This is a genomic window from Candidatus Acidulodesulfobacterium acidiphilum, from assembly GCA_008534395.1.
Taxonomy (GTDB): domain Bacteria; phylum SZUA-79; class SZUA-79; order Acidulodesulfobacterales; family Acidulodesulfobacteraceae; genus Acidulodesulfobacterium_A; species Acidulodesulfobacterium_A acidiphilum.
On sequence record SHMQ01000011.1, the window covers coordinates 1 to 19122 of the forward strand.

Annotated in this window: 13 protein-coding genes; 10 read left to right on the forward strand and 3 right to left on the reverse strand. The window is 31.4% G+C overall.

Annotated elements, in window-relative coordinates; all coding sequences use genetic code 11:
* Both EVJ48_04880 and EVJ48_04885 read left to right on the forward strand, forming a co-directional pair.
* On the forward strand, positions 1 to 159 hold a 159-nt coding region (locus EVJ48_04880), incomplete at its 5' end, for a diguanylate cyclase (protein ID RZV39266.1).
* 171 nt (positions 160 to 330) lie between these two features.
* Positions 331 to 1497 (forward strand): ATP-binding protein, encoded by a 1167-nt coding sequence (locus EVJ48_04885; GenBank protein RZV39267.1) that lies wholly within the window; start codon positions 331 to 333, stop codon positions 1495 to 1497.
* A 95-nt stretch (positions 1498 to 1592) separates the two neighbouring features.
* Here the strand turns inward: EVJ48_04885 and EVJ48_04890 are convergent, their stop codons facing one another.
* Positions 1593 to 2654: a cobalamin biosynthesis protein gene (locus EVJ48_04890; GenBank protein RZV39268.1), complete on the reverse strand. Its 1062-nt coding sequence runs from the start codon at positions 2652 to 2654 to the stop codon at positions 1593 to 1595.
* Between the two features lie 344 nt (positions 2655 to 2998).
* On the opposite strand from EVJ48_04890, the gene EVJ48_04895 reads away from it, so the two are divergent.
* The 8 genes from EVJ48_04895 to EVJ48_04930 are packed head-to-tail and all read left to right on the forward strand — an operon-like array spanning position 2999 to position 15268.
* Entirely contained in the window at positions 2999 to 4267 is a 1269-nt protein-coding gene (locus EVJ48_04895) for a hypothetical protein (GenBank protein RZV39269.1), read from the forward strand.
* The gene (locus EVJ48_04900) at positions 4264 to 5259 is read left to right on the forward strand and encodes a hypothetical protein (GenBank protein RZV39270.1); all 996 of its coding nucleotides are present in this window, start codon (positions 4264 to 4266) and stop codon (positions 5257 to 5259) included. The genes EVJ48_04895 and EVJ48_04900 overlap by 4 nt, the downstream gene beginning before the upstream one ends.
* The gene (locus tag EVJ48_04905; GenBank protein RZV39271.1) at positions 5244 to 6782 is read left to right on the forward strand and encodes a DUF3492 domain-containing protein; all 1539 of its coding nucleotides are present in this window, start codon (positions 5244 to 5246) and stop codon (positions 6780 to 6782) included. Before EVJ48_04900 ends, EVJ48_04905 begins: the two co-directional genes overlap by 16 nt.
* 5 nt (positions 6783 to 6787) lie before the next feature.
* Positions 6788 to 8158 carry a hypothetical protein gene (locus EVJ48_04910; GenBank protein ID RZV39272.1) on the forward strand — a complete coding sequence of 457 codons (1371 nt, stop codon included), beginning with the start codon at positions 6788 to 6790 and terminating at the stop codon, positions 8156 to 8158.
* Entirely contained in the window at positions 8124 to 10895 is a 2772-nt protein-coding gene (locus EVJ48_04915) for a polysaccharide deacetylase (GenBank protein RZV39273.1), read from the forward strand. Before EVJ48_04910 ends, EVJ48_04915 begins: the two co-directional genes overlap by 35 nt.
* Complete coding sequence (locus EVJ48_04920) at positions 10873 to 11748, forward strand: hypothetical protein (protein RZV39274.1); 876 nt, start codon at positions 10873 to 10875, stop codon at positions 11746 to 11748. The genes EVJ48_04915 and EVJ48_04920 overlap by 23 nt, the downstream gene beginning before the upstream one ends.
* A gap of 18 nt (positions 11749 to 11766) precedes the next feature.
* Complete coding sequence (locus tag EVJ48_04925; GenBank protein ID RZV39275.1) at positions 11767 to 14721, forward strand: tetratricopeptide repeat protein; 2955 nt, start codon at positions 11767 to 11769, stop codon at positions 14719 to 14721.
* A gap of 46 nt (positions 14722 to 14767) precedes the next feature.
* Positions 14768 to 15268 carry a hypothetical protein gene (locus EVJ48_04930; GenBank protein ID RZV39276.1) on the forward strand — a complete coding sequence of 167 codons (501 nt, stop codon included), beginning with the start codon at positions 14768 to 14770 and terminating at the stop codon, positions 15266 to 15268.
* 40 nt (positions 15269 to 15308) lie between these two features.
* On the opposite strand, the gene EVJ48_04935 is transcribed toward EVJ48_04930, so the two are convergent.
* Together EVJ48_04935 and EVJ48_04940 are read right to left on the reverse strand one after the other, a co-directional pair.
* Positions 15309 to 17735: a hypothetical protein gene (locus tag EVJ48_04935; GenBank protein ID RZV39277.1), complete on the reverse strand. Its 2427-nt coding sequence runs from the start codon at positions 17733 to 17735 to the stop codon at positions 15309 to 15311.
* On the reverse strand, positions 17732 to 19111 hold the full coding sequence (locus tag EVJ48_04940) for a hypothetical protein (protein RZV39278.1): 1380 nt from the start codon (positions 19109 to 19111) through the stop codon (positions 17732 to 17734). The genes EVJ48_04935 and EVJ48_04940 overlap by 4 nt, the downstream gene beginning before the upstream one ends.
* Positions 19112 to 19122 lie beyond the last annotated feature (11 nt).

The following is a 19122-nucleotide window of genomic DNA, read 5'->3' on the forward strand; positions in this document are numbered from 1 at the left end:
TTAAATAACGACGGAAAATCAAAAAAAATAGGATTGTCTATAGGAATATCAGGATTTAAAAAAGGGAAAAAAGCGGATGAAATAATAGAAGAAGCCGATATTGCAATGTATAGGGCAAAACGCGGAAACGGAAACCACGTTTTTATATACGAAGAATAATAAAGCAATATTTTAATATATAACAACATACGCAATTTGATTATAAATTGATATAAAAGAAGCATATACCACTCCCCATTTTTCATAATTATCAATAATTTTTTAACGTTTTTTGAATAATTTGTCAATAATATTTACAAATTATTCCAATCGTTATATAATTTATACATTATGATGATAAAAAGGGAATCTTCATCAAAAATTATAGAATTGTCGAAACATTATCCTGTAATAACTATAACCGGACCCAGGCAGTCTGGAAAAACGACTTTATGTAAATATCTGTTTCCCGAAAAAGAATACGTCAATTTAGAAGATCCTGAAATAAGGATGTTTGCATCTAACGACCCAAGAGGTTTTTTCGGCAGGTTTTCAAAAGGCGCCGTAATAGACGAAGTTCAGAGAGTGCCGGAACTGCTTTCATACTTGCAGGTAATAGTCGATGAACATAAAATACCAGGGGAATTTATAATAACGGGAAGCCAAAATATTCTTCTTTTGTCGGCTATATCTCAATCTCTTGCCGGAAGAACCGCAATTATCCATCTTTTGCCTTTATCTGTTTTTGAACTGAAAGAATACGGCGGATATGAAGTTCCTTCTGAATTATACGAATTTATGTATAAAGGTTTTTATCCTAACGTTTATAACTCTAATCTTAATCCTTCCGAAAATTACGGTTTTTACGTATCTACCTATTTGGAAAAGGATATAAGAGATTTGCTTCGTATTTCCGATTTAAATAAATTTGAACTATTTTTGAAAATCTGCGCTTCCAGAACCGGACAAGTTGTCAATCTGTCGTCCATAGGAAACGATTGCGGTCTTTCGCATAATACGATAAAACAATGGCTGTCGTTGCTAGAAACTAGTTACATTGTAAAATTTTCCAATACATACTACAAAAATTACGGCAAAAGATTTATAAAATCTCCTAAACTTTATTTTATAGATACCGGTCTTTTGTGCTATCTCCTAGGCATAAGGAATAAAGGACATATAGACGTTCATCCGCTAAAAGGGCAGATTTTTGAAACGTTTGTTTTTTCGGAATTTTTAAAAACTCTTTATAACAAAGGGAGAGACGAAAACATATATTTTTTAAGAGATACCAAAGGTTACGAAATAGATTTTATTTTCGATGAAGGTATAAAATTTAAATCGATAGAGGCTAAACTGTCGCAGACGATAAACCAAGACTTTTTTAAAAATATGAATGCCTTAAGCGGCTTGACGGGTACGGATGTAGAAAAATATCTTATATACGGCGGGGAAGAATCGAAAAAATATAAAGATATAAGCATTGTTTCATGGCAAAATATTCATAGTATTTTTTAACGCAATAAAAATTGTGTAAAGATATTTAATATTTACAACTTATATGGTATGGCGAGGTTAGCGAACCTGCCTATATAAAAAATATATAATATTATCTATAAAATACGATTATAAATTATAAGTAATACGGTCGTATAAAAGACTGCAATAATTACAGACGATACCTTCATTATCCTTACGGTTTCAATTATATTTTCTTCATTGGGATTATTATAGTTTTCAAATCCGATAACCGGTCTTCTGCTTTCGACGCCGCCGTAATAATTTACGCCGCCTAATTTAATATTAAGTGCGCCTGCAGTTACGGACTCCAGTTGTCCTCCGTTTGGACTAGGGTGATTTTTCCTGAATTTTATAAAAGATAAAACGGCATCTTTTGCATCATATTTATTTAAAGCAATACTTAAAATAATAGTAGATAACATCATGAATAATGCCGTTATTCTGAACGGTATAAAATTTAACGCATCGTCTAAACGAGCAGAAAATTTACCGAATTTTTCATATTTTTTATTTTTGTATCCGACTATAGAATCTAAAAGATTTACGGTTTTATAAATTACGGCAAATAAAACGCCGAAAAATATAATGAAATTAATCCGTGAAAATCCCGTCTTTAACGTTAAGAAATGTTTGTAAAATAACAATGACGATATTGCTCCCAAAGTGAAATAAAAAACGACGGAGCCTATTCCGTCGCCTGTATTTTCGGAAACCGATTCGACGACGGCTCTGGAAATTTCAGAGCCGTTCAAATTATCTGCGTCTCTGCCGGCAAGAGACGGAAGATTATTTCTTGCGCCTTTTATGTCGCCGGCTTTTAGCATTTTATATATTTTTAATGCTTCGTGTCTAAGTCCTCCGGTAGAAAGAAAAGAGGATATAATATAAACACAAAAAATATCAAATAATATATTGGAAACTTGATAGATTAATAAGTCTAAAAATAAAAATAATATTGAAATAGATATAATGGTTGCAATGTTAAAAAAAAATCCCGAAATTATACCTCTTGAAAGCTTATAGAACTTTCTTTTTAAATATACGGCTATTAAACCAATTATATTTAAAGGGTGTGCCTTATATTTTACATGTCCGATTAAATATTCGACAATAAAGGCTGAAGGCACTATAATAAATATAAAAATAATATTCATTTATTATAAAACTTAAAAAACTTAAAATTTATTATTATTAAATTGCTTGAGATTATTATAAAAAATATTAATCTATTTTGCTTTATAAATTTTATAAAGTCAAATTTAAATACGGCTTAATAATTTAATTTTATGATTTTCGCAAATTAAAGAAATTATTTATAAAAACATGCAATGCACAAATAATATTGGTTCACAAATAATATTGACTATTAATAATAATTATAATAAAATTTATTTCGATTTTTTCTAATTTTATTATTTATAATTCAAAATTATTTAATTATAATTTATTTATATTTAAATAATATATTGATAAATTTAAATTATATATAAAAAATTTAATGAAATTTAAAGTAAATTTTAGAGACGTAAATATAAAAATATTAACAGTTGAAATATTCATTTTTTTTGCAGTTATAGTATTTTCAGGATATTTTATAAATAAACATAATCCTCTTGGTTTAAAAGGAAGCGTAAACTATTTTTTAATATTTTTGACTGTAATAACTTTGTTTTACGGTATTGTCGCAGGTTTGATATCTTTAATTTTGTCTTTGCCGATATTATTATACTTTTATTCGCCTTTTCCTACTAATTTTTTCTTATTCAATCTGCTAATGGTTCTGGTTTTTGGAGAATTTTATTTTTATTGGAACCGTAACGTAAAAAAAGCCGAAGAAAAAAGTGAATATGTTGAGGAAAAATTTAACGAGTTGAGAAAAAATTTTTATTTCTTAAAACTTTCATTCGATCAGATTGAGAAAAGCTATGTTACTAAACAGGTTACCGTCAGAGGTATGATTCAGGATATTAAAAAATTGTTCGCTTACGGCGAAAAACCTTACTCAGAAATGGTTACTATGTTGTCGCAACTGTTTAAAATAGAAAGAGCATCGCTTTTTATAAAAAATAAATCAGGCAAAAAATATGAAGATGTCGGTGATGTAGGAGAGCCCGTAAAATTTGAATTAAACGATTATCTTTTAGAGGAAGCATTTAGAGAAAAAACGCTTACCTATCTTCCTTCATTATTAAACAAAGATGAAAATGAACATTCTGAATATCTTGCAGTAATTCCAGTTTTTAATTTGGACAATTTAGATGCGGTTTTTTTGATTAAAGAGATTGCCTTTGTTGAATATAATAAAGAAAATCTGTTGCTTATATATCTTTTTATTTTTTATTTTTTTGAAAATTTAAAAAATATAAAAGGTTTAAGCCAAGAAACTAAAAAATTTATAGAACTGTTCGATATAGATTTTTTGTTAGAAATTGAAAGACTACATAAAATTTGGGAAAAGTTTAAAATAGAAAGTTCTATTGTAGCTTTTTATTTGAAAGACGATAAGTATTCGAAAGATTTTTATTCTATTATGGAAGACAAGGTTCGAAATCTTGATATGATTGAGGCTGTTGATAACTATAAAATTGCAATAGTAATGTTACCTTTTACGCCAAAATCAGGATGTAAAAGTTTTGTAAGCAGAATAAGCCGCGGTATTATAGACAGGTTCGGCGAAACTTTTTATAAAGATTTAAGACAGGAAATTTTTCAAATCGATAAGGAGCCTGCAGAATTAATTGAAAACATAGTCGTGAAAAAGAAATGATAAGAATATTTTTTATATTTTTATCTCTGGCATGCGAAATTTTAGCAATTATTTCAATTATTTACTGTCACGGTTATTTTTATTCAATATATTTTTTTATTTTTTTACATGCTTTTTCGGCAATATCTCTTGCTTATGTATCTTATATTTCTTTGCCTATAAGAAGATATAAGAAAAACTATCAAACAATATTTATTTTCTTTTTTATATATTTTTTTATACCCATTTTTGAATTTTTGTGCTTTTTAATTATATATCTAATTTTAAAACGAACGCATTCAGAAAAATCTGAAATATTTCATATAAATCCGGAATTTGAAATAGGACATAAAATAATATCGGTGGCAGGAAGACAATATGGAGAAGGTTCCGTAGTATCAAGGCTTACAGATACAAAAGTTCCGATAAATCTCCAGCAATCTTCTTTATTATATCTCATTAATAAATCGCCGGACTTGTCTTATAAGTTCGTCAAACAAAGCCTTTATAATCCGCAAGATGAAATCAGGCTTCTTGCTTTTGGACTCATTTCAAATATCGAAAAAGATATAAATAGTAAAATAATGGAATTGAAAAAATACTTAAACGATTCAAACAATAAAAATAATAAAGGCGAAATATATTTAGATTTAGCAAACTTATACTGGGAATTGGTCTATAAAAATATTTCAGATAACGAATTCGACGATTATAATTTAAAAAAATCTAAACAGTATGCGCTTGAGTCTATAAAGGAAAATTATAAAAAATTTGAAAATTTTTTTCTGCTAGGGAAAATTAGTTTAAAATTGAATGATATAGAACAAGCGCAGAAATATTTTGCTGAATCCTTACATTTTGATTATTTTAAAGATAAAACCATACCTTATATTGCAGGAATATATTTTAACGAAAAAAAATATTCAGAATCAAAAAAAATATTTGAAAATATGAAATCGCATACGCTTAACAATAAACTTAAAAATATTATAGATTTATGGAAAAATCAATAATAGAAAATAAAAATAAACCTATAAAAGTTTTGCTTGTCTGCGAAGGAACATTTCCGTATGTAAGAGGAGGCGTTTCTACATGGATTTATCAAATTATAAAGGGTTTGCCGCATATTAATTTCGGAATAGTTTTTATGGGTGCAGGTAAAAACGACTATAAAGGACTTGAATACGACATACCGGATAACCTTGTTTATATGTCTGCATCATATTTATTCGACGATATTAATAGACAAAATCATAAATATTCGCTTTTAAAAGAAATAATTCCTATAAGAAAAAAAACGCTTTCGGAAAAATTTAATTTTATTAAAAAAATGCACGCACAATTTAATGCACAAATTAAGTCTGATTTTCCGGATAGAATTAAATCTTTAGACTTTTATTTTAATTTTATTAGCGAAGATTTTTTTTTGCGGGACAGAAAGTCATGGGAATTTATAAAAGAAGAATATTTAGAATTTGCTTACGATCTGTCTTTTACTGATTATTTTTGGACTATAAGAAATATTCATGCGCCTATATGGAAAATAGCAAATATTGCACGAGAAATTCCGTCTTTTGAGATAGTCCACAGTCCTTCGACAGGATACGCAGGATTTCTTTCGTCTATACTTAAGCATAACAGGAAATCTCCGTTTATTCTGACGGAACACGGAATTTACGTAAGAGAAAGAAAAATAGATATACTTAACAGCGACATGGCTTCAGTTAAAGAAACCGTTATGAATACTCTTTTTAATGCCGAACATTTAAAAAACGTATGGATAAAATTTTTTGAAGCCTTAGGAAAACTTTCCTATGTATCTGCGGACAATGTTATTTCTTTATTTAACGATGCAAGGACGTTTCAGGTTAATTTCGGAGCAGATTCAAATAAAACGCAGGTCATACCAAATGGCGTAGATATTAAAAAACTGTCTTTGCTTCTTAAACAAAGACAAAAAGAGATACCTAAAATCGTAGCGCTTATAGGACGAGTAGTTCAAATAAAAGACGTTAAGACTTTTATTAAAAGCATTAAATTGGCGTCGGATGCCAATAATCAAATACAGGGCTGGATTGTAGGCCCCGAGGATGAAGATGAAGATTATGTCAAAGAATGTAAAGATATGGTGGCTATGCTTGGCATGGAATCTAACTGTTTATTTTTAGGCTTTAAAAATATTTACGATATATTGCCTAAAATTGGACTTTTAACGCTGACTTCTATAAGCGAAGGCATGCCGCTGGTCGTTTTAGAAGCATTTAGCGCAGGCATTCCCGCAATTTGCACAGATGTGGGAGCATGCTCTCAGCTCATAAACGGCGGATTGGACGAAGACGATATGGCAATAGGCAAAGCAGGAGAAATAGTTCCGATTGCAAATCCGCAAATTATTGCAAAAAATTATGTAGCGTTTTTAACCGACGAACAAAAATGGAGAAAAGCCCAGTCTGCCGCTTTAGAAAGAGTAAACAGGTATTATTCCATTGAAAGTATGCTTGAAAATTATAACCATCTATACGAAGAGGCGTCTTAATAAAAATGGCGGGAATTGCTTTTGAACTTAGAAAAAAATTAGGTAAAAAAAGTTTATCTTCTTTAATTCAAACTTTTGCATATTCTGCGTTTTTAAGTTCTGGAGCTTGGATAATATCTATTTTTAGCATTATTTTAGCATCTTATATTGCCGAAATTATTTTAAAAAACGACAAAATAGTCGCAGATTTTCAAACTTCTATTACTTATCTTATATCATTAAGCCTGATTTTTTCAGGAACTTTTCAATTTTATATATCCCGTTTTACCGCAGACAAAATTTTTACTAAAGAGTATAAAAGCATATTGCCAAATTTTTTAACGGCGGTTCTTTTAAATATGATTATAGCTTTTATAATATATTTTCCTTTAAGTATTTACCTTTTTCATTCCGTATCGTCTTTTTATACTTTACTTTCGCTTCTTTCGTTCGTTGTTTTATGCGGAGAATGGATAGCTGCTTCAATGCTGACAGGATTAAAAAGTTATAATTTGATAGTTTATTCGTTTATTTGCGGTTACGCTTTAACCATTGCAATAGTTTATTTTTTAGGACATCTTGGATTAGATTATCTTATGTTTGCTTTTTTTGCCGGTCAGGCGTTAATATTTGTTTCAATGATAGTTTCTATAATGAATAATTATCCTTCGGATAAACTTTTTTCTTTTGATTTCCTAAAAAGAAAAAATATTTATTTTACGTTAATATTAACCGGTTTTTTTTATAATGCAGGTTTATGGATAGATAAATTTATGTTTTGGTTTTCTCCTTTGACCGGAAACAATGTATTTAGTCATTTAAGAGCCTCTGTAGTTTACGATGCGCCTGTTTTATTGGCATATTTTTCTATGATGCCCGGAATGGCGGTTTTTTTTCTAAAATTAGAGGGAGAATTTGCGGGATATTATTCGGCATATTATGATACTATAACGGAGGGCAAAACATTAGAAGATATATATGAAGCAGGAAATAAGATGATTTTATCCGCAAGAAGCGTTTTTTTTGACGTGATAAGAATACAAGCTATAGCCGATATATTAATAATTCTTACTGATAATATCATATTTGATTTTTTACATATTTCTTATATCTATATTCCTTTATTTCATGTACTTTTGCTAGGAACTATGCTGCTTCAAATATTATTGGTATTAATAGGATTTATGTTTTATTTCGATAAAAGAAATTTTTCCCTTTTTATTACATCGCTTTTTTTTATTCTAAATTTTATTTTTACATATATATCAATTCAGTTAGGTCCTTATTATTATGGTTACGGATTTACTTTAAGCCTTTTAGTCTGCGTAATTTTAGGATCTATTTATATAAGGAGGTTTTTAAATGAAATTCATTATTTTACTTATATGTTTATTTAGTATTATTATTTTATTGCCGTTTAAGGTTTCGGCTAAAACCGAAACTCATGCGGCTATTAAAAATCCTAAGTATGTAGCAATTATATATAATGAAAACATACCTACGGACGTTTATCATTTGTATAACTGGATAGTGACCAATCCCAATAATCCTAGTATTAATATTCTTAAGCAAAAATTTTATTTGAAACATACGGCAAAACTTATTGCATACGTTAGTTTCGGAGAAACCGACAAATCGGTAAATTACTATGAAAACGTAAAACGTTACGGCATAGGAAAAAATAGGGTTTGGCATTCCGAAATCATGAATATAAGAAAAAAAGGCTATAGAAACTATATTCTTAACAACGTTTTACCGAAAATTGCCAAAATGGGTTTTAAAGGATTTATGTTCGATACCCTCGATTCATATAAGCTGGTATCAAATAAAAAAGACTGGCCGGAATTTCAAAAGGCCGAAATTAAATTCATTAAAGACGTAAGGAAAAAATTCCCCAATAAAATCATTATATTAAACAGAGGATTTTCTATTATAGGTAAAGTCCATAAAGACGTAAACGGGATAATAGCCGAGTCTCTTTACAGGGGCTTGGGCGGAAAAAGCGGATTGCATTATGTTAAAATGAGTAAGAGCAATTCGGAATGGATGCTTAAAAAACTAAAAGTTATAAAAAATAAATATAAACTTCCGGTTATAATAATAGATTACGTCAACCCTAAAAACAGGCAAGAAACTAAAAAAGACGTCGTTAGAATTGCAAAAAATGGTTTTATACCATGGGTTACCGACAAAGATTTAAACATAGTCGGAACTACCGATTTTAAATTCATAAAACGAAGAATAATTATAATATGCAATTCCAGTTCAAATCCAAACAGGATTGATCCTGCTTTTTTTATGGCGCCTCTCGAATATATCGGATTTACGCCTGTTTTATTTCAAGTTAATAAAAAACTACCCAAAGGTTTTGTCGCCGACAGATATGCAGGAGCGCTTGTTATAGCAAATTCTATAAAAAATCAAAAAAAATTTTACCGCTGGGTTAGAAAGTCGATTAATAGCGGATTAAAGATATTTTTTGTAAATACTTTCGGATTTCCTAAAAAAAACCGGTTTCTTAATAGATTAGGCATTAAGCTATACAACAATAAAGCCGATATTTCAGACGGCTATACTTATGTTTTCAAATCGAATGGCGGAGATTATGAAGTTCCTTTAAACGTCAGCTACGACAATGTATACTTAATACCTAGAGACGGAAAGCCCGTCGTATGTATAAAAAATAAATATGGACAAAAATCGGTGCCTTTTGCCATTACTCCTTGGGGAGGCTATGCATTAGACAATACTTTGATGAATTCTAAAGGTCTTTGGATTTATAATCCTTTTAAAATTTATAAAAAAATATTTTATAAAACAAGCTTTCCGGTTCCGGACGTTACTACGGAAAACGGAAGGAGAATGCTTTTTGCCCAAATAGACGGCGATGGCGATTTCGGTTATGCTAATTTTAATCCTAATGAATTTATAGCTAGCTACGTTGCAAAAAATATTTTAGAACATTACAAAGTGCCGGTAGATGCATCCGTTATAGTATCCGACTTAATAGGAAAACCTTACGGACTTCATTTAAAAAGAGCCAAACAACTGAGAGCAATATTTAGGAAAATATTTAAATATAAAAATGTTCAGATTGCGAGCCATACTTTTTCCCATCCATTTAATTGGCCGGCGCTGGTAAAGGGGATAGATAAGCCTGGATACGAACTACCCGTTCCGGATTATAAATTCAGCGTAAGAAGTAACGTAATCGGTTCGGTAAACTGGATAAACAAGCATCTTGCGCCTAAAGGAAAAAAGGTAAGGGTTATACTGTGGTCAGGGGATTGCGACGTTCCCGAAAAAGCTGTAAGAATGGCTTACGATATTGGAATTTATAATGTTAATTGGAAAAATACTTCAATTAGATACAGCCATCCATTTTTAAAATACCTAAAACCTATGGGAAGAAACGTAGGAAATTTTTTCCAAAATAATGCGGGAATAGCAAACGAAGACATATATACGCATCTTTGGAGGGGGCCTTTTTACGGATTTGAAAACGTTATACAGACATTTAAAATGACGGACAAACCATATAGATTGAAACCTATTTATATATATTACCACTGGTATTCAGGGCAGAAAGTGGCTTCGGTGAAAGCTTTAAATAAAGTTTATACATGGGCATTAAAACAGCACCCGATACCTATGTTTCTTTCCCAATATGCCAGAAAAAATTTGGATTTTAGAAGCACCGCCATAGCAAAAAAAGGTAACGGCTGGATAATAAAAAATAGCGGTAATTTAAGAACGCTAAGAATTCCTTTAAAATGGGGCTATCCTAATATGAAATTAAGCAAAGGCGTCGTAGGATACAGGATAATTAACGGAAGAGAGTATATAGCTTTAAGCAATTCCGGCAGTTATTACCTAATACTAAGTCATAAAAAACCTAATTTTAGGTTAATCGAAGCAAACGGTATGATTAAATTTTTCAAAAAAACCAAAAACGGTTATCTGTTTAAGTTAAAAAGTAATCCATATGTGCCGCTGCATTTTAAAATACAGTCTTCCGAATGTAAAATTAAGATAAAAGATTCTAAAAAATTTATTAAAACCGTAAATGGAAATATATTTAGCTATAAACTAATTAACGGCAGGAAAGCTTATGTCGAAGCAAAATGTAATTAAAAATTTCTTAGAATACAAAGAGATAGCTTTGTTTTTTTTGATAGTAGTTATAATGCTAATACTGTTATTCCCTAAGAAAGAAATTATAACTACTATCTTAACCGATACAAACTATATTCCGCCTGAATTCATAAAAGCGGTTATAAGGGTTGACCCGAAATCAAATTTAAAAATTGCGCTTATTAAAGATTATTTAAAAGCAAAAAAATTTAAAAAAGCAAGTTTTTATTTTAAAAAAATAAAATATGACGTTAATAGCGCAAGTTTTTTTGATTACGCAAAAATTAAATTTAAAATATTGGAAGACGAATATTATTATACTAAAAATAAAGGCATAAAAAAAAGATATATAGAAAAGTCTATAAAGTCTCTCTTGTCAATTATTGCAGGTACTAAAAACTATAAGTTAAGAAAATATATGGCTGTTAAAGGAAGAAAAAATCTGAAATGGTTGCATGACGGATATAAGTTTGAATCTGATTTAGGAAATAAAATTTTAACTTTGGATCTTTTAAAAAAATATTTGATAGTTTATCCTCAATATAAAAATAAATATTTATCAAAATTAACGGTTTTATATTTAAAATCTAATAATTATATAAAAAGTTATAAGTTACTGATAAAATATTTTAAAATTCATAAAAATATCAAAAAAAAAGAAAAATTATTTGAAAAAGTCATACAAAAATCTATATTAAAAAAGAACCATAAATTTACCTTTCTGTTTTTGAGAATTTATGAAAAGTTTTTTTTACACAGCATAAAAGTTCAATCTTTTATATTGACCTGCGCTTTGCAATCAGGAGATCCTTATTTTGCCAGAGATATTGCGCTTAAAATTATAAAAAGTTAATTTATTTTATTGTAATTTATGTTCATGAATAACAAATCGAAACTTATATCTTATTTATTAATTTTTTTTACGGTATTTTTGCTTGTTTGTTTCTTTTTGCCGGTAAAATCTCAATCTTCTCAGTCAATCATAAGCAATAAAATTATAAAACCATATGTATATGGCAATGCAAAAAAAAATAAACTTTTACGCACACATTTATTTAAAGTAAAAAATAAATTAACTAACAATAAGTATTCAAAATTTAATATATTATTTAATCTTGAATTTAAAATATTTTTAGGAGCCGGCGATTTAAAAAATGCCGCAAAAATTTGTCGTGAAGCGTTAAATATGTTTCCCGGTTATTATCGCTGGTGGCAAAAATGCGGACAGGTTTACATTTGGATGGGAAATACAGAAATAGGTTTGAAATTTTATTATAAGGCTTTTATGCTAAACGGGGATAAAAATATTGCCGAAAAATTATATAAATTTTATATCGGCTCTCATCAGTGGAACATGGCTGTAAAAATGCTGGATACAGGGATGATATCGTCAAGTTTAAAAGATAGGGTTTTCATATATACTATGGCCGGAAGCACAAAAAAACTTATAAATTATTTGACTAATCTTTATAAAGAAAAAAAATCAAAAAAGGTTTTAAATTATATTATATATACTTATTGGCAGTTAGGCAAAATCAATAAAACTATAAAAACTATTAAGCTTTTAAGAAAAACGTTCGGTCTTGGCCCAAAAGATATAGTAATGTATTCTAATATATTGGCTATAAAAATGAATTATAAAAAAGCGTTCGACGTTCTAAAAAATTTTGTATCTAAAGCTCCTTACAACGATTATATATACTGGGATAAACTATCAGATATAGGATGGATGCTGGGACATTATAAAACTGCCGTAAAAGCTTCAATGCATCTGGCAAATTTAAAAACGGTAAGAATAATAGAAACCAAAGAGGATGCCAACGGAAGATTTTACAAAACTTCGGTTAATTATACTCCGGGCAGAAGGCGCGATTTCGAAAGAATTTATCTTTATTATTCGAATATAAATCCTCAAATAGCTATAAAATATGCATTGTCTGGGTGGAAAAAATACCGTATAAAAAATCTTTTTGACGGCGTTATTTATCTTGCTTCAAAAGAAAAAAGAAATAGATTCGTAATAAAATTAATTAAAAGTTTAAGCGTTAAGGATTTTACGGAGCTTTCAAAAAATACTTATTTTGTATTGAATTATGCAAACGCTTTAGTAAAAACGGGACGTTTTAAAAAAGCCGAAAATATATGTTTAAAAGAATTAAATGCGAAATTTAATTCTGCTTTTTTATCGGAACTAATTTATATGGAATTAAATGCCGGTAATATAAAAATGCTTAAATATATATCTTCAAGGTGGGGCGAATATGCCTATGACTATCCCAGTCTTGCCGCTCCCTTTGCTTCATTAAATATGTACTTTGAAAACAGCAGGAAAGCGCTTATGTTGTCTAAAAATTTAAAGAAAAACCCAACCGAAGACAATCAATTAGTTTACTCAGATATACTTTCGCTAAGAGGCGACGTCTACGAAGCAAACGGTATAAGACACGGTATATGGATAAAAATGAAAAAACGGTTGCAAAAAAACCGGAAACTGAAAAGAAACGTAGCTTTCATGGAAAATTTTTTAAGCGTATCTATGAAATTTGAAAGCGGAAAAAATTTTTTAAAAATGCTTAAAAATTCTAAAAAAATATTACCCGTAAAAACGTATAGGGATTTTATTTTGTCTTATAAGTTATACAAAAATGAGCGCGATAAAGTTAAATATTTACGAAATAAAAAAGGTTATAAACTTAAGCCATGGATGAAACTTGATATTGCTATGTCAAGAAAAAATACCTATAGCGAGCGCAAGTTATTAAAACATTGGATATCAACGCTGCCTATAAGAGACAGGGTGGAAGCGCTAAGAGAATCGGGAGATATCGGCGGCGCTTTTACTTATGCGTTTAAAGGGTATGAGGAAAACGGAAAAGATTACCTATTATACAGGCAGTTTAGAGCCTTAGCAGACGAATATTCAAACAGGGCGCACATATCTTTTAAGTACATTAATTGGCAGGGTTACAGGGAGGTATATGAAAATATGTATTTAAAATACAACCTTGCCGACGGTTTTAGCTTAACACCCAATATTAACATAGGCAAAGAAATTTCTTACGACAACGGAGATATAATAGACGCTCCTTATAAACATTACGATGCCGGAGTTACATTAAAAAAAGAGTATTCAGATTTTAATTTTAAAGCATCGGCTGGGGTTATATCGTCTATAGGAACGAATCCTTATTTCAGTATAGAACCTGAGTGTAAAATTACGGATACTACGATTCTAAAACTATTTTATGGAGAGCATATCAAAGACGACGACACATTGTTTACATACTTAGGCGGTTTAAAAAGAGAGATAAAAGCATCTATTTTCCAAAATATAACGAACAGAGCTTCTTTTACGGGATATATTTCTCAAGACTGGTACATGTCGCAGAATAACGTAAATATTGGAAACGGGAACGGGGTTTACGGCGAATTTGATTATAAATTAACGGGAGAATATACAGATATCATATTAAGAGCTTTTGCGCAGTCAAACCGCTATTACGACAGCGGCAACGACGGGGATATGTCTGAAATTTTTCCGGTAAAAGGAACTGCTGCTTTGCCTTCTAGTTATAATCTGGCCGGCGGCGGTTTTACATTGGGAAGTAATTATAAAAATAAGCTTGAAAAGTCATGGCATCCATTTTTATATACCGATATTTTATACGAAACAGGTTCTGGTCTAGGATATGATATGGGTGCCGGTTACGGAGGTTCAATACTCGGTTACGATAACTTAAGCATAGGGTTCAATTATTATTCAGATTTTCAAGGATCTTCGGCTCCTTATATGAATATTTTCTTAAGTTACAGCTTATTTTATTAAATAAATAAAAATAAAATTAAAAAAAAAAAGAAAAAAGGAGGCAGAAATGAAAAAAATGTTTATTTTTTTAGAAATGTCGTTATTTGTGGTATTATTATCTGCATGCGCTACAATGGTAGTAAATTCCGACAATTCCAGATTGCAAAAAAACGGATCGTATTTAGTTGCCGTATTTAAAAATTTTACCGAAACTCCTCATGCAGGATTAAGAGTATCGTCTATGATAGACAGTATTATGGCTTCAAAAGGTTATAAGACCTACAATACGTCTGAAATTTTAAAAAGTAACGGTAACAATAAAAATATTGATAAATTAATTAGACGCGCAAAAAGAAAAGATATAGAATACGTAATTTCCGGAACAGTAAACGAATTTAGATATAAAACCGGTATTGAAGGAGAACCCGCAGTAGGAATATCAATTTTTGTATATAACACTTCAGACGGAAAATTAGTTTGGAGCAGTACGGGATCGGCTACAGGTTGGTCTAATCAATCAAGGACGACTATTTTGCAGAATCTGATAAATAGGTTAATAGATAAATAATAAAATATTTTGCAGTTTACATAATGTATCTTATGGGACATCATACAATCCAGTTCGCTATTTCAAAGTTTGTATCGGGTATCGTCGTTTCAAAATAACCGCTGACCGGAAAACGCTCTATTTCGACAAGCGGATTATTTTTATAAGTAAGGACGGCGTAAAAGTCGATTTGATTGCTTGGGGCTACGCCTAAGGTAAAAGTTTTAATGGATAATTCGAGAATTTTATTATATGCGGCTTTCAAAATATTGCCCGTATTATGTTTAGTCGCGGATTTTCCGTCTTTAATATAAGGCGAATTTAATAGTAAATTTAATGAGTTATTTATATTAAATTCAATTTTTACTTCAACATCAGAATTATTTATAAATTTTATTATAAGTACTTTTCCTAACAATTCTGAATAGTCTTTTTTAAAGAAATCAAATCTCATGAAAAAATATTCACCATTAAATCCGTATTGCATTTTTCTTATAAATCTGTCGGTATGCGCCATTGCCTTACCGGATAAGATACTTGGGAAAAATACCGCGCTTCCGAGCCATTCAAAATAATTATCTGCTATGCCGTCTATTTTCGGATAAATATACGATACTATATCCATATTAGGTTTTACTGCTTTTTTACCTTCTAACAAAGGTATAAAATATTCGTCGGGCGGGGTTTCGTTTAAAAATTTGTACACGTTTATAAGATGTGTTCTGTAAAGGAAATCATATTCTTCGTCTATGCCGGACGTTCTGTCTTCCCCGTACCACCAGTTATAATCGCTTCCTTCCGCTATAAATATTTGTTTCCATGCCGCTTTAAAATTTGGTCCGGCGCCGTTTTCTATATTAACCGGCGCCGCTGCGTCATTTTTGTCGGCATATGCTTCTTTATCTTTCTGTAAAAGATAATCTCTTGTTTTAGAAAGAATATCCCAAGCTCTGTTGTCTTCTTTATCCCCTATCCATATTCTGAAATTATGGTTAATCCATGAACCCGGGTATATCATAGGTATGTTGTATATTTTAGAATAATCGAAATCGCTATCTTTGTCAGGGTCGGTATTCCATTTAATATCGAAAAACGATTTAACTTTAACTCCGGTTTTGCCGTTTTCATAGGTACCTGATTCCGGTTCGGCATCGGTTATTTTTAAAGTTTCTTCCGTTTTTTTAATATATTCGCTAACGGTAAGCGTTTTTATAATTTTTGAGTTTTTAGTAATATTTTCATAAAGATAATTAAAAAAATCGTATGCGTTATTTTTATAATATTCCCATGCATTTTCGCCGTCCAATATTATCGGTACTGCAGATAGTCCATTTTTATCGTAATCTTGAATACTTAATGCTATATTTTTAAGGTTATTTATTAAATCTTCCGCCGCGGCTTTAGGTTCGTAATTTGAATATTTAAAACCTATTAAATCCGAAAGCCCTTTATCCCTAAAAAAAATATATAAAAATTTGTCGTTTCTTTTTATTACATATGGCCTGTATAATAATTTTCGCAATCTTAAATCCTTTAGATTTGTTCCTATGGAGTTTTCTAAGATTTCTTCATCCGTAGCTATCCAGTTTATATCGTTGTCCATAAAAAGTTTTAAAGCCTTTTCGCTAACGCTTCCTTCTGACGGCCACATTCCTTTAACTTTATATTTTAATTTGCCGCTGAAATAATCCAATGCGCTTTTAATTTGATAATCTGCATCTTCAGGATGTCTGAAAGGCATAGGCAGTTTTATGCCGTCGTGAAAATCGGCTATATCGGTGTCGCACAGCAGAGGCAGTATTGGATGATAGTAAGGGCTTGCGGAAAGTTCAATTTGTCCGTTTTTTGCAAGTTCGGTTATTAAGGGAAGTATTTTATTTAAAACCTGCGGAATTTTTTCTTTAATTAATCTGTCTTTTTCTTCTTCAGTAAATTTTTTGTCTTTATTTTTTAAAGCGGTTAAAAACTCGTCTTCAGCTATGGAAACAGGGTCAAACCACATAAGATTAAACAGGACAACAATATCTAAATAGTCCTGAGTATCGAACATATCGACTTTTTCCTCAAGTCCTCCGCCGTCTGCCGTTTTTAATCTTGCATAAAGTTGTTTAAACCTGGCGCTTTTTTCTATGAAATTATTGCTTGAAGAACATGCGGGAAAAAATTTTTCTATAATAAAAAGTTTGTCCTCAAGCGAAAGTTTCGATATTTTTCCATCGGATATGCTTAAAAATTCTTCGTTTTTAAGAAGTGCGCCGTAATTGCCGGTATAATCTTCAAGCTGACTGAGCAAGGACGGCGAATAGTTAAAAGTAGCGTGTATTTCGGGATGATTTTTTAAAAGCGCTCCCATGTAATAGTAGTCTTTTGTTGCATGCAGCCTCGTCCACGGCATCAGCATTTCGCCGGTAAAATTATCTTTGTAATACGGCTGATGAAAATGCCACAAAAATATTACGTTGATAGGATTATTTATCGAATCCACTATTTTTTTTGCCTGTTGTAAATATTGTTCGCTTTGACTTTATCGTTTAAGTCGTCGATAGTTTTTATTACCTGATTTTTGTAGCCTATCAACTTGTCGGCTAAGCTATTTGCTTTATCCGTGTCTTTTGCGTTTAAAGCGTCGATTAGAGCTTTTCCGGTTTCGTGGACTTTCGGATGGATCTGCCCTAATTCTATAAATTCTTTATAATCTCCGTATTTCTGTCTGCCTATGCCGTCGTACCACTTGCCGAGCCTGCACTGATGATGGTCGGTTAATTCTGAACTGCTTAAAGATATCTGTTTATTAGAAAGTGCGTCCAACACTCTTGTGACCCACAATAAATGGTCCGCCTTTACTATGTTTAAAAGCATGCAGTCAAATTTCCAATCCGAAAAGGTTTTTAACGAATTAGACTGTTCTTTAATTATCTTATCGAAATAGGAACCGATGGTGTCGAAGGTATTTTGTATTTCTTCCATGCCCGAGGACAGAGATGAAAGATTATTGGCCATTTCCGCGGCGACCTGGGACTGTTCTTCCGCCGCGGTAGCGATATACGTTACCTGTTCGCTCGTCTGGGTAGCGGCTTTATCGGCTATCGACATAACGTTCGTTACGACGTCCAAAGATTCCTGCGAGTTCTTAAGGTGAGAAAGCCCTTCATTGACTTTAATTTCTACTTCTTTAGACTGTCCGCCTATGTCCTGGGTAACCTGTTCTATCTCTTTTGCCGCCTGAGCGGATTTTTCCGCCAGAGTCCTTACTTCGTCGGCTACTACCGCAAATCCTCTGCCGTGTTCACCTGCCCTTGCCGCTTCTATCGCGGCGTTTAAAGAAAGAAGATTCGTCTGCGCCGCGATTTCTTTTACTTTATCGGTAAGTTCGACTATTTTCTGCGTCCTTGTTACAAATTGATTTATGGATTCCCCCATAGTTTTAACGGCCTGTTCGACCTGCTCCATTCTTGAAACAAGTTCTTCTAACGCCGCCGAGCCTTCTTTGGTTTTTTTAACGGTATCTCCGGCTTCTCCCGCCGCCGCCTGCGCGTTTTTGGCTATTTCCTTCGCCGTGGAAGACATTTCTTCCGTTGCGGCAGCCACGCTGGTTATCCTTTGAACCGCCGTTTCTATCTCGCCTCTGAAAACCCCCGCATTCTTTTTGGTATCTATGGTGATTTCCATTATATCTACCTGGTCGGAAGCAAGGGATAATATTCTGTTTCTCCACTCGTTGACTAAAGATAACGCCGGAAAAGAAGCGTCGAACAGTCTAGTATCCGACTTTTGAACTTTTTCCAATTCGTCGTCGTTGTCGGTTAAGGCGGAATTCATTACGCTATAGCAACTTTTGTTATTTAACTTGTTGAGTAATCCCATGTTTTTTCTTT